This is a genomic window from Nostoc sp. UIC 10607, from assembly GCF_047228265.1.
GTDB lineage: Bacteria > Cyanobacteriota > Cyanobacteriia > Cyanobacteriales > Nostocaceae > Nostoc > Nostoc foliaceum_A.
Map to the genome: position 1 here is coordinate 1 of NZ_JBIQNW010000117.1, position 11,303 is coordinate 11,303.

The 11,303-nt window shown below is 42.0% G+C and carries 16 protein-coding genes; 4 read left to right on the forward strand and 12 right to left on the reverse strand.

The features are described 5' to 3' along the window. Positions 1 to 587: calcium/proton exchanger (cax, locus tag ACEYW6_RS34725; protein ID WP_412983377.1), on the forward strand; the 587-nt coding region annotated here is incomplete at its 5' end. A gap of 309 nt (positions 588 to 896) precedes the next feature. After that, on the forward strand, positions 897 to 1,439 hold the full coding sequence (locus ACEYW6_RS34730; RefSeq protein WP_412983378.1) for a DUF4334 domain-containing protein: 543 nt from the start codon (positions 897 to 899) through the stop codon (positions 1,437 to 1,439). A 187-nt stretch (positions 1,440 to 1,626) separates the two neighbouring features. On the opposite strand, the gene ACEYW6_RS34735 is transcribed toward ACEYW6_RS34730, so the two are convergent. The 11 genes from ACEYW6_RS34735 to ACEYW6_RS34785 all read right to left on the reverse strand — a co-directional run bounded on the left by ACEYW6_RS34735 (position 1,627) and on the right by ACEYW6_RS34785 (position 9,644). Then, complete coding sequence (locus ACEYW6_RS34735; RefSeq protein WP_412983379.1) at positions 1,627 to 2,187, reverse strand: WGR domain-containing protein; 561 nt, start codon at positions 2,185 to 2,187, stop codon at positions 1,627 to 1,629. Between the two features lie 127 nt (positions 2,188 to 2,314). Beyond that, positions 2,315 to 3,937, reverse strand: a complete 1,623-nt coding sequence (locus tag ACEYW6_RS34740) for an AAA family ATPase (protein WP_190900491.1) — start codon at positions 3,935 to 3,937, stop codon at positions 2,315 to 2,317. Further along, positions 3,934 to 4,188 (reverse strand): hypothetical protein, encoded by a 255-nt coding sequence (locus ACEYW6_RS34745; RefSeq protein WP_190900489.1) that lies wholly within the window; start codon positions 4,186 to 4,188, stop codon positions 3,934 to 3,936. Before ACEYW6_RS34745 ends, ACEYW6_RS34740 begins: the two co-directional genes overlap by 4 nt. 49 nt (positions 4,189 to 4,237) lie before the next feature. Continuing rightward, positions 4,238 to 4,450 (reverse strand): DUF2997 domain-containing protein, encoded by a 213-nt coding sequence (locus ACEYW6_RS34750; protein ID WP_190900487.1) that lies wholly within the window; start codon positions 4,448 to 4,450, stop codon positions 4,238 to 4,240. 2 nt (positions 4,451 to 4,452) lie between these two features. Next, the gene (locus ACEYW6_RS34755; protein ID WP_190900485.1) at positions 4,453 to 4,902 is read right to left on the reverse strand and encodes a DUF1257 domain-containing protein; all 450 of its coding nucleotides are present in this window, start codon (positions 4,900 to 4,902) and stop codon (positions 4,453 to 4,455) included. A gap of 113 nt (positions 4,903 to 5,015) precedes the next feature. Next, on the reverse strand, positions 5,016 to 6,089 hold the full coding sequence (locus ACEYW6_RS34760) for a hypothetical protein (RefSeq protein ID WP_412983380.1): 1,074 nt from the start codon (positions 6,087 to 6,089) through the stop codon (positions 5,016 to 5,018). A 168-nt stretch (positions 6,090 to 6,257) separates the two neighbouring features. Next, a complete protein-coding gene (locus ACEYW6_RS34765) occupies positions 6,258 to 6,551 on the reverse strand; it encodes a hypothetical protein (RefSeq protein WP_390625541.1) in 294 nt (97 codons plus the stop codon). Between the two features lie 37 nt (positions 6,552 to 6,588). Then, entirely contained in the window at positions 6,589 to 6,873 is a 285-nt protein-coding gene (locus ACEYW6_RS34770) for a hypothetical protein (RefSeq protein ID WP_190900481.1), read from the reverse strand. Positions 6,874 to 7,080: 207 nt separating this feature from the next. After that, on the reverse strand, positions 7,081 to 7,635 hold the full coding sequence (locus ACEYW6_RS34775) for a hypothetical protein (RefSeq protein WP_190900477.1): 555 nt from the start codon (positions 7,633 to 7,635) through the stop codon (positions 7,081 to 7,083). Positions 7,636 to 7,772: 137 nt separating this feature from the next. Continuing rightward, positions 7,773 to 8,666, reverse strand: a complete 894-nt coding sequence (locus ACEYW6_RS34780) for a hypothetical protein (protein ID WP_412983381.1) — start codon at positions 8,664 to 8,666, stop codon at positions 7,773 to 7,775. A 192-nt stretch (positions 8,667 to 8,858) separates the two neighbouring features. After that, positions 8,859 to 9,644, reverse strand: coding sequence for a hypothetical protein (locus ACEYW6_RS34785; RefSeq protein WP_412983382.1), 786 nt, complete (start codon positions 9,642 to 9,644; stop codon positions 8,859 to 8,861). A gap of 127 nt (positions 9,645 to 9,771) precedes the next feature. Here ACEYW6_RS34785 and ACEYW6_RS34790 point away from each other — a divergent pair, with 127 nt between their 5' ends. Further along, positions 9,772 to 9,993, forward strand: coding sequence for a hypothetical protein (locus ACEYW6_RS34790; protein ID WP_199345078.1), 222 nt, complete (start codon positions 9,772 to 9,774; stop codon positions 9,991 to 9,993). Continuing rightward, a complete protein-coding gene (locus ACEYW6_RS34795; RefSeq protein ID WP_242059415.1) occupies positions 9,980 to 10,285 on the forward strand; it encodes a hypothetical protein in 306 nt (101 codons plus the stop codon). Before ACEYW6_RS34790 ends, ACEYW6_RS34795 begins: the two co-directional genes overlap by 14 nt. A 502-nt stretch (positions 10,286 to 10,787) precedes the next feature. Here ACEYW6_RS34795 and ACEYW6_RS34800 read toward each other — a convergent pair. Further along, positions 10,788 to 11,123 (reverse strand): helix-turn-helix domain-containing protein, encoded by a 336-nt coding sequence (locus tag ACEYW6_RS34800; RefSeq protein WP_190900474.1) that lies wholly within the window; start codon positions 11,121 to 11,123, stop codon positions 10,788 to 10,790. Positions 11,124 to 11,303 lie beyond the last annotated feature (180 nt).

Sequence of the window (11,303 nt, forward strand, 5' to 3'; positions counted from 1 at the left end):
TAGTTTATGGTTTGACGCTGTTATTCTCCTTGAAGACTCACAGCTACCTATACGATGTTGGGGTTGTAGAACTAGAAAATAAGGTTTCTGAAGACCAGCTCACAGAGCAAGATAAACATTCTTTGCCAAACTTGAGCCTTTGGGTTGGTATTTTGCTTGTAGCAACAATTGGTATAGCGTTCGTGTCTGAGATTTTTGTCGGTGCGGTTGAAGAGGCAACAAAAGGACTAGGATTGACACCTTTGTTTACCGGAGTAATTCTGTTACCGCTAGTTGGAGGTGCAGCTGAATATGTAACTGCTGTCCGAGTAGCGATTAAAAACAATATGGATTTGGCAGTATCTGTAGCAATGGGATCAAGTCTACTAGTTGCTTTGTTGGTTGCGCCGCTCCTTGTACTAGTTGGGCAGGTGATTGGGCAGCCAATGGACTTAAACTTTAACTTGTTTGAAGTTGTTGCAGTGATCATTGCAGTGGTCATTGCCAACTTAATTAGTTTGGATGGTCGCTCTAACTGGTTAGAGGGGATGTTGCTGCTAGCAACCTATGCTGTATTGGCTGCTGCCTTTTACTTCCATCCAGTTTGAGTGCTAATCCTTGTTGCTGTTTAATGTTATTGAAACTTCTTCCCACTTTTGTAGTAAAGCAGACAGGCGAAGAAAATAACGCTCGTATTCAATTGGTTAAGTGTAGTATTCTCAAAAAATACAACGCCTGAAAAATCAAGCGAGTATAACTAAAATTTATACAGCACTTACATAAGATGAGATTAGTGAGCCTATTATGATACTCATTTTCCATTAGAGGCAAGCGATACCTTCTCTTCTCCTATCGGAGACACTTCGTGAACGAGAGGCAACGCCTTCGATCAGCTTACAGATATAAGGACAGTAACAATGGAAACATTAGAAAATTCTCAGTTGATACTGAAAACGGGTAAAACTACGACAGAAAAAGCTTTAAAATTGTTTGACACCCTTGAACCCGTAAATTTAGGCTTTATGTTTGGTCGTTGGCAAGGGTCTGGACTGCATACAAATCATCCAATGGATGGGTTATTGGAAATTTCCAATTGGTATGGAAAGGAATTTATAGATTCTGAAAATGTTCATCCGTTATTATTTTTAGATGGTCAGGAAAAAATTTTCCAGGTTGCGCCTAACCCCACTTTAATGAACTGGGTTTTAAAATTGCCGATCCCCAAAAATAATTCTCTCAAACCATTGCTGATCTCAATTAATTCTTTACTGAAAACCGATAAAAGTCAAGCCAGACTGCGGATGATGGAGTATAGAGGAAAAGTGACTGCTACAATGATTTATGATTATTTGCCAATCAATGATTCTTTCAGAAAAGTAGATGAAAATACTGTATTAGGAATTATGGATTATAAAAACATACCTCAACCTTTCTTTTTTATTCTCAAGCGATGCCTTTAGCATTTCAAATCGGCTCTATTATGCCAAAGTGATCGCATCGAAGATAAGTTTGGTGCAACAATTCAGTGGAGGGTTATGACCCGCCACTGAAAGATTACTGACGCATTTATTCAGAATAGCTGAATTCTTCTTCAATCAATCCGCATCGCTATAGTAAATTGGCTGCAATACTTTACGACAAGGTAATTTACAAATGTCGCCAGAAGTTCTTACTGATAGTCTTAAGACTGACAACTGCTGTTTCTGTTGTTGCTTCAGGGGCATGACCAACAGCCACCGCAGCAACTTGTGGTGCAGGTGTCGTTAACAGAGAATTGAGTAACTCTTGTTGATAGTCAATATCTGCTACTGTGCGGTAAACTCTGTGGTAGTCAATTTGCATCCCTAAAGGTGTTGGTACTATTTTCAGATATTCATTTAGGGCGTTAATATAGCCATCGTGAAAAATCCTATTAGCAATACAAGGACGGATAATATTCAATAATTGAATAGCTCGTCTAATGTCTGCAACACTACGGTTAGCATCAATCTCTGGTTGACTTTCGCTGTAACCTTTGGATTTCTTTTCTGCTACCAGATTGTTGAATTTGCTAACGGCTTTTTGATGATTGGCTAATGTATGGACTTTCGTTTGCGCTTGATAACCGACTCTGCCCCACTGCACTGTTAAGTTACTATCTTCGACAATGGCCGCCCAGAATTTATTGCTGTTTTGAATTGCGTCAACAAAGACTAAATAGATTTCCATCTTTCTTACCCTGTCAATTTCCTAACTTCAGGGCATTGCCCCATCTGAGATAGATATACTGAACGCGATCGCTACAAACCTAAAAGAGCGATCGCCCCTGTAGAATCAGGAGACAATCGCTTTCTCATCAGTTCATGTTTCTGTATTTGGCAGTTCTGAGAAACTGAGTTTTCGTCGCTTGTACAGGACTACTAGCCCGTCGTGCGGTTGATGCCCAGGACTGCATCCGCTCAACTGCCGCAGCGTCCTGAATCGCAAGCGGGGTAATGGTTTGACGACAGGTTTCCAGATCAGCAAGTGTTACCTGCTGCGGTCTATCCTCATCGAATGCCAGCAGAGCAGCTTCAGATGCTAGCGTTTCCAATTCAGCACCGGAAAATTTCGCGGTCGAGGCTGCGATCGCCTCCAAATACTCCGATTCCAGATGAATGCCAAAGCGTTGTAGATGAATCGCCAGAATCTGTACACGCTCCGGTTCTGTAGGAAGATCAACAAAGAAAGATTCGTCAAATCTTCCTTTCCTCTTAAATTCACTTGGTAGTGCTGATGGGTCATTGCAGGTTGCAACTATAAACACCCCAGCAGTGCATTCAGCCATGAACGTAAGCAAAGTACCCAAGATGCGTTGAGAAACACCGCTTGTATCGCCCTGACCTGACAGTGCTTTTTCTACTTCATCTACAAACAAGACACAAGGTGCGATCGCCTCGGCAGTTTTCAAAGCACGTCTGACATTCCCCTCAGACTCACCTACCAGACTGCCCAAAAGGGACGCAATATCGAGTTGCAGAAGTGGTAGATTGAGTATGCTAGCGATGTTTTTGGCGCAGTGAGATTTTCCAGTACCTGGAGGCCCTGCCAGTAGCACACCTTTTGGTTGGGGTAAGCTAAGACTTCGCGCCTCTTGTGTGAATAGCCGCCGCCGACGAGTCAGCCATTCGCGCAGTAGATCCAAACCGCCGAATGCGATTGTCGCAGGTTTGCCCAACTCGATACCCATTTGAGAGAGTAGCCGAGTTTTGTATTCGACGGCTTTGGGGATAAAATCAGCGCCAACGACGACACCATCATTAGTTAAGTTTTCTTTGACTGTTAACCGAAGGAAGTCGCTAATCTCCTCCAGGGTTAAACCCAGTGCTGCACGAGAAAGAGTTTCTTTTTCAGGATTTTCAAGCGTAACAGTAAAAGTCAATTCCTGTTCAATAGCAGACTGTTGTAGATCATGTAAATAAGAAGTGATATGCTCAAGTATTTGGTCAATACTCGGTAAAGGGACTTCACAATAAGGAATCAATCTGACTAGGGATTCGTGTAATTGTATGTTCTGACCCAACAAGACAATGCGTTTATCTGTAGGTTTTAACCTGTGGTAAAGGTTTTTTACCTTGCTTAAAATCTCCCATGATAATTGGGGTGAGTTCTTAGCAATAAAGGGGTGAATATCTCCGAGGATAAATACACCATTCCCACTAAAGTTAGCAATGTAGTCGAATACGAATAGTAGTGGATCAGCGTGTTGTGGTCTTTTGTACTCTGCAACTGGCTTAAACACCAATCCTCCATCTGCTGCAATTAAACATTGCTCCAAGGTTAATACTCCCAGATTCCAGAAGAACACTGGACATGAGAGCTTATTGTTAGCTTCAGCAGTCAGCCACTGAATAATCGTCGCTTCATCAGGCGATAGAACATCAACCGCAGCGATGGGAATTTGTGAATCGAGTGTGGAGAGAAGATTTGAGAGGTTCATTGTTTTTCAATCTCATAAGGTAGTGGAGCTAATTCATCGTGAGTATTAACAAGTCTCACGACTACTTCATAAACTTTGGCATCGCCGTCGAAAACCTCTGCTGTACCGTTGTTCTCTTGGTAGGCAATCGCTGTTACTATTGCATTCAGCAGCACACACAACCCTTCAGTATTCGCTTTGATGATCACAGGCTGGCGTGGTTTTTGCTGGGCGTAAATGTGGATGAAAGGATACTCTTTAGGTAGGTACATAAATATTTCTTGGGGGAACCCAATCGTCGCGGTTCCCCTTTTCCCTGATTTACTGCCGTAAGCGAATAGAGTGAGTTGAAGTTGTCCGAAGTTGTTGAGTTTGAGCTTCATCCTTGAAAATGCGATCGCTCTCGCTGACAACTCCAAGTGCTTCTTCAAATGGTTGCGTAGCCGATAAACAACTCAATCCCTCGAACCCCTCCGCTTCCACTCGAACTTCACCTGTAGCGCTGTCGAAATGAATCAGTATTGAACGTTCCATGTTTATCTCCTCACATACTGTTGAACTTCCTGATGTCCGGCAAAGGTAAGGCGTAGAGTTTGCACAGTGCCGTTGGTTGATTCAGCGATCGCACATTCCCCAAATTGCTCTTGTAACTCGGCAGCTTTGACACGAACCAAATGCTTACCATAAGCCAGCATTAGTTTATTGCTGAAAAAGTCTTTGCCCAACTTCGGAACTGTTTCGTAACTGTCGTGTATTATCTCGTACACGCCGCTTGACTGATTCCATTTAAATCCGATGTCTGCACGGGCTTTTATGGTGCGACCAGAAACTATAATTTCAGCACTTTGTCCTTGAGAGCTACCGTAGTATCCTTTTAGTGATTGTGCTGTTTCATGTACTTGCGGATTCAGTTTCAAGTCTTGTAAAGCTTGTACCAGACATTCACGGTTAGTAAGCTTGGTTTTAACTGTTGAGAAGTGTGACATGAGAATTTTCTTCCTGTAGTGGTAAAAGTGCGGTATTCTTTGTGAGGTGTATATGCATTTTTCGTTTAAGGTATTTAGTCTTGAGCGAATGCACTCTCGCCCAAGACTGTTTTTTACCGGAACTTAAACGACATCACGGTAGCTTTCGATAAGCCCACGTCGTCAGTCGCAAGTGATTGTAGATTGCGTTGTTCATCTAACAACTTGGTGCGGATCTCTTGCATTTTTTGCTGTAATTGACTGCGCGTATCTGAACCCAGATTCTTCGACTCAATCGCTGGGTCGGTGACAATGGAATCTAAGTGCGCCATCATCTGTTCTAAACTGCTGCCTGCTTCAGGTGAGGCATTTGCCAGTAACACCCGCACTTTCATCAGGTGTTTTTCCATCTTTTTTTTGAACTGTACTGGCTTACGTCCTGGCTCCCAGTCGCTCAATTCTTCAAGGAGTTGCCCGGCGAGTTGTTCACCGCGAGCGATCGCTGATTCCCGTAGCCTTTGCTCCAGATTCTGGTCATACTGTTGGATGAATCGCGTAATTTGGTCAAGGCATTCGGCTTGCTGCTGGTTCAGTTGTTCGGCCAGTGCCGGGATAATTACCGGACGACCAATAACGACCTGCAAATAATCTTCAAGGTCGGTCAGAGTCGGAAATGCTCTTAGCAAGTTGGCTTTGACTGACTCTTGCTTATCCTGTGCTAATTCCCAAGTATTAAGTGAGAGAAACTGGTCAATTCGCTCTTGGTAATCTTCGAGTCCTGCTTCGTAATCAACTTTTAATTGATTGCGTAAACCAGGGGCGATATTATCTCTGATGTTGATTAATTGATTCCACACGAGTGGAGCTAAATCAATCGGACAAATCCAATCACCAGTATCAGCAGACATCCACTCTTGAACCGAAGCAATTTCTTGCCTTAATTGGGCAGCAGCTTCATCCAACTTCTTAAATACTTTGATACCCCGTAAACCAACTTCGGAATTAGTAACTTTAACGAGGTCTGATTCAATTTCAGAGACTTCAGCTTTTAGCACATCTGCCCATTTAGGCGCGGCAGATTTTGTACTTTTCTTTAGTTGAATACGGAAGCGAATGCGAGTTTTATTTAACTGTGAGAAATTGTGGCGCTCGACTACTGCATCAGTCAGGAAATTTGCAGCAATAGGGTTGTCAATTGCTTGTACCATGATTATTGACCTCAATCATTATTTTTCACTGTCGATTAAGCGAAGCTTTCTTTGTGGTGATTTCTCAAGAGAGCGAATGTCTGTAGTAGCTCTATAGATTACTTTTGTAGAGCTTTTTTGTAGCCTAATATGTCTTTTAATGACTGGTGGTTTATGTATGGACATGGCTTAAAATAGCTGAAGTTGTTGTGAATTATCCTGTGCCACAGGCTTGTTATAAACCATACCTTCGACTTCATAACAGCGAGTCATGAGTTTGTTTCGATTTAGCCGAAAGCTGGCTTTTTTTCTTTGATTTGGCAGAGGTAGAAACAGATACTGTGGATGTTGGATAGTACCTGCATCGCCTAAATATCGGGAAAGCGTACCGTTGATTTGGTAAACTTTGGATGAGCTTAACAGTGTCGCGTCATACACTTTAATCAAATTTGTTTCCATCTTAGTAGCAGTGAAGTGTGCCATAATTTATCGTGGAATCGATTTTTCTCTACAGTCAGATTTAATCAGCCTGACTGTAGAGTTTTTCACGCATAATCTGATTCAATTTTTCCTTTGATTCATCAGGCAGAGCATTAAAATCAAACTCCTCTGAGTCCCAAACTTCATCAAGGCTTGTAGACTCATCAACAATGTTTGCAATCAAACAGGATTCATCGCTGTAGTTCCAGCCATTTGCTAAAAGCCACGGCAGAACTCCCTCAGATTGCAATAGTTTCTCAATGTCGAACAAGTCAGAAAACTGCTGTAAGTTTTCGATATTGGGGTGAACGATTGTTGTTGTCATTTCTTGTTATTGGCAAACTAGTAGACAGCAAAAAGAGGGGGAAAGGTTAAAGGGGAAAGGGAAAGGGATTTATGAATTAAATCATCCTTAGAAAAGTAAGTTTTTTACCTTTACCCCTTTCCCTTTTCCCATTCCCCTTCTTCATTAGCTGTAGACAAAGTTTGAGCAACTTCTAATTACAGTTGTCCAAACCCTGTTTACAACAAGTTAGAACACCATTTCTGCCGCAGCTTTGGTTACAGCAATTGCCTGCTTGCTGATCTCGCGCCAGTCGCTTTGCTCGTTGTAGGATGCCATGACTAATTCTGACTCTACCCATACCCGACAGAACAACACGTTTTCATCTGTCGTTCCCGCCTGCGGCTGTAGTGTGATGGGAGAATACAATTGTTCTGGGGTCAAAGTTGCGATCGCCGCAAGTATGCACTTTGAGAAATGAGTATCGTAGCCTGATTCTAAGATATACGTCCGGTCTGCTTGGATAGTTATCAGCAACTTGCAGGTTTCTTTTTTGCGGCGTTCTGTATTCTCAAACCGCAGTTCTTTAAGATATCCAGTTAAGGCAGTTTGAGGGACATCACTCGGTTCACCATTTAGTGTGTACCATAGCCCTCCGTGCTGGCGATTACAATATATCTTGCAATTGCCAGCTTCACTGTGCAATCCTAATTTCGGCTTATTGATTGCTGCAACTAACTGCTTGAGCAATTCTTCCTGGCGCATCAAAGCAGCAAGTAAATCCGATGTTTCTTGAGGGTTCATTTGTTTGTACCAAAAGCATTTTCACTTTTGCATTGGCGAAGCCGTTTAATTGTGATACGTGAAGCGTAGAGCCAATAAAATAGCGCTCTTGATTTCACAAAAGCGCTTTTTATTACTCATTATTTGCCCTGTACAGATTATTGATGTGAATTAAATCTTGCTAGCAAATCTTCACGAGATAATTCAAGGCATAGGGGAGTAAATTCTTCTGGTGTTAACTGCAATAAACTCTCGACTACTCTTGAGAGTTCTTCATCCACAGAACCAAATCTGAATCTTAACAAGTTTTCTACAACTTGACGGCGTTCTTGTTGCACTCCTTGCTGTTTAGTAGTTTCTTCCCACTGCTGGTAAGCTTGCGACAAATTCATGATTAATTCCTGCTCATCTTCTGTTAAAGTTTCTTGCTGTTGAACTATAATTACCCGCAAATTAGTAATCAGTTTGAGAGTATTTTGTCTTAATTGGTTGCTTTCAGGTAATGCCAGCAATTCATCAATGGCAGTACGTTGCGTTTCGCCTCTACCCAAAATCCTTAGCCATAATGTTTCTTCTGTTACTGGTAGCTCGTTAACCGCTACTAGTGCTGCCCTAAAACATTTCTGGAAAAAGTAAACTCCCCTGCTCCACTTTTCTAAATCTAGTTTAACCTCTAAATCCTCCAACAGAGAGGCTGAAGCGCTAGGCGATATAATCCACAAACGCGCTAAACTATCTTCTGGTAAACTGGTTTTCTCTCGCTTGGCTTTACGTTGTGAGTCTGCAATCACGGTGAACAGTTTCAGAAAACAGTTACGTACCTCTGATCTACTTGGTTGATTGCGGAATGGTTCCAAAAGTGCCGTATTTAACACAGCGATTCTGCCCAATAATCCAAGATTTTGAGCTTGGGCAGTTGGTGTGCTTGTAAACAAAACGTCAACAAATCTGGTTTCATCAGTTACTTGTTTGTTAACTTCTACTCTACCTAAAGGAGACAACAACTCCTCTAATAATTCCTTAGAAAACTGATCGTAAGGCTTGCTACTCATGTTTTAAAGACGAACTGTATTTTATTTTACAAGGATTGGTTATGGTTGCATGGTGGGTTTTAATACCCACCATTTCACTTACGCCGCTACCAACTCCCGACAAACTTGCGGCAGTTCAATCGGAGCAGTTGCTCTGGATAGAACCTCTACAGCTTCTTTCACACTCCAATACTTCATGCCATCGTCACAGCGTCAGTAGTATGTCTTGAGGTCGTTTTCCCAGACTTCCTCAGCGTTTCTGACCTTGAAGAGTATGCCCAAAAACTCACCATCTAGATATACATTGTGAGCCGTCTGGAGGTCAGTGCGTCCTACATAAGTTAGTCGGTAGCTGTCTACTGGCGTACACAAGTCTTCTGCACGAGTACCGCGATACCCACAGTTACCGCACCCATGACCTTCGCAGTCTGGACAGATCGCAGCAGGCATATTCCACTTCGGCAGTGTAAAATCCCATTCAGCCGGTGGGGTTAATAGTTGAGGCTTCTGCGAAGTGTAGCAACCAGCGTGACCGATTACTTTATCAGGATAGTATTGGACGCTCAACGATAACCAGTCACAATCACCTAACAAGCCAATTTTCTCAGAAGCTTGTTTCAATTCCCTTTCTTCTTTGTGATTGCACTTTACTGGAGCAGAAAGACTCGCTTTAACTTCTGCAACAGCGCGTTTGAAAGACTCTTTGTGGTATCGAGCATAGCCGTGGATCATTTTTACCCACACGATATCATCACTGTTGATCCAGATAGTTACTACATCTTCGGGCTTGCAGTTTTTGGAGTAGTCCGACTGATTGACGATGGTTGCAATAATTTGGCGATCCTGTGTGGTTAGCGGATCTTTTGTTGGCGCAGGGGCTGAAACTTGTGTAATCATTAGAAATACCTCTAAATGGGTAAAAGGGCGATCGCAGACTTTCCAAGGTGCGGCGATCGTCCTGTTTTTATTAGTCAGTTTGTTGTGCTGAAAGCGCAACACTCTCAATCTAGATTTGGCGAAGCCTTATAGAACCCATTTGGTATCTTGGAAGAACGGGTAAAATGAGAAAAAAATGCCGTACTCCAGCAGCTTAACCGATTCATAGTGGGCAATCATTGAACCACTATTGCCGCAGAAAAAGCAAGCCAGACTACCAAAGTGGACAAAGCGACAAATCTTAGATGGTATCTTGTATCAACTCAATGCAGAAATACGTCCTGAGAGTTTTGCGATCGCCCATAGCGCTCTTGTAAAATCATTTTCAATTGTTGAGAATTCGCAAGAGAAAAAAGTTTATGGCAGATATGTCCGGTCAAGACCCCTCGGAAATCACAATGGCAACGGTTGATGAAGAACGAAAAGGCGCAACTTTCAGAGGTACGGTCATCCTTGGGATAGATCCTGATGCTGGGGAAGTCGTTTTCTTTAGAGACTTTTTAATTGAAGATTATAAAGGCGAACTTACCGCAAATCTTGCAACAGATGGCGATATAACGAAAAGCATTGATTTAGGCGAACTCGATCATAAAAGCCCCAGTTTTAGGCTGCCAATTCCGTTGGGAACGGATACATTACCCTATAATACAGTCGTGTTGAGCGACAAAAAAAGCAAGAAAAAAATCCTGACGATCAATCTATAAAATTTGTAACTTAGCTCGTAGTTCAGCCAAATTCGATTGCGCTCCTGTATAGATATCAAATGGGTTCTATAAAAGTGTTCAAGGGTAAAGCGTATTAACTGATGTCATAACACCAGACAGCACTAAGCTGTAGAGAAGATATTGGATTTATCGTGCCCTCTGTACAGCCATGTGGAAACAATTGAAAAGGCGATTATATACTGAGGAGTAATAATCGCCTTAATTCTGGGAGGATTGAAGTTTTGTTCAACCAGTTTTTAGACGTGGTAGGTCATCGGAATCATCTCACGGCGGCTTGACCATTACAAGTTTAAGGCTTCCGGCTGCTAGTCCCGGCGGCTATTAGTTTTATTGGTTTGGTATCAGTAACTCGATTTAACTGATTTAGTTTGTAAGTCTTTGGTATTCGGGGTGCTGGTGATTTACTCTCCTTCACCCTTATATTTAGTATTTTATAACGCATACCTGTAATTTGTCAATACTTTTTTATAACGCAGCGCAACTATTGCACAGTGCAGTTTATATCCCAAATTAAAGAAGATACGTCACCATTTAATGCAACACAAAGCTTTTGTAGGATTTCGGTACTAACAGTTATTTCTTTCGGCTTTTTAGGACGATTAACAAACAAATGTGGAGCTTCTAATTGCTGAATGTAAGTAGCAGATATACCTACTATCTCTGATAGTGCTTTCCGGCTATATCCAGCCTTTTCCCTTAATTCTCTTAATTTCTGAGCGTTTTCTTCATTCCAACGGAAAGATGCTACCGGAGTAACATCTATTTTAATCTTCATTTGTAAATCTACCTTGTTGTTATTGCGCTCACCTGTTGGCATTTAATACTACTCGCCTTAATATATTGGTGTCAACCATAATTCAACCAAATAAACTCGTGTTACACCATAAATTTATGGTGCTAAAAGCTTTTGTCCTGGTTGATACAGCACTTGCGTCTATTATGAGGTACACTAGATTAAAATATAAATACTTTTAAATGAAGTCTTACTCTGTCGATC

Bases quoted from the DNA above. Each gene is read 5' to 3' on its own strand.
- ACEYW6_RS34775 (WP_190900477.1), bottom strand. From the start codon at position 7,635: ATGAACCCTCAAGAAACATCGGATTTACTTGCTGCTTTGATGCGCCAG.
- ACEYW6_RS34795 (WP_242059415.1), top strand. From the start codon at position 9,980: ATGGCAACGGTTGATGAAGAACGAAAAGGCGCAACTTTCAGAGGTACG.
- ACEYW6_RS34760 (WP_412983380.1), bottom strand. From the start codon at position 6,089: ATGGTACAAGCAATTGACAACCCTATTGCTGCAAATTTCCTGACTGAT.
- ACEYW6_RS34780 (WP_412983381.1), bottom strand. From the start codon at position 8,666: ATGAGTAGCAAGCCTTACGATCAGTTTTCTAAGGAATTATTAGAGGAG.
- ACEYW6_RS34770 (WP_190900481.1), bottom strand. From the start codon at position 6,873: ATGACAACAACAATCGTTCACCCCAATATCGAAAACTTACAGCAGTTT.
- ACEYW6_RS34735 (WP_412983379.1), bottom strand. From the start codon at position 2,187: ATGGAAATCTATTTAGTCTTTGTTGACGCAATTCAAAACAGCAATAAA.
- ACEYW6_RS34765 (WP_390625541.1), bottom strand. From the start codon at position 6,551: ATGGCACACTTCACTGCTACTAAGATGGAAACAAATTTGATTAAAGTG.
- ACEYW6_RS34730 (WP_412983378.1), top strand. From the start codon at position 897: ATGGAAACATTAGAAAATTCTCAGTTGATACTGAAAACGGGTAAAACT.
- ACEYW6_RS34740 (WP_190900491.1), bottom strand. From the start codon at position 3,937: ATGAACCTCTCAAATCTTCTCTCCACACTCGATTCACAAATTCCCATC.
- ACEYW6_RS34750 (WP_190900487.1), bottom strand. From the start codon at position 4,450: ATGGAACGTTCAATACTGATTCATTTCGACAGCGCTACAGGTGAAGTT.
- ACEYW6_RS34745 (WP_190900489.1), bottom strand. From the start codon at position 4,188: ATGTACCTACCTAAAGAGTATCCTTTCATCCACATTTACGCCCAGCAA.
- ACEYW6_RS34755 (WP_190900485.1), bottom strand. From the start codon at position 4,902: ATGTCACACTTCTCAACAGTTAAAACCAAGCTTACTAACCGTGAATGT.
- ACEYW6_RS34800 (WP_190900474.1), bottom strand. From the start codon at position 11,123: ATGCCAACAGGTGAGCGCAATAACAACAAGGTAGATTTACAAATGAAG.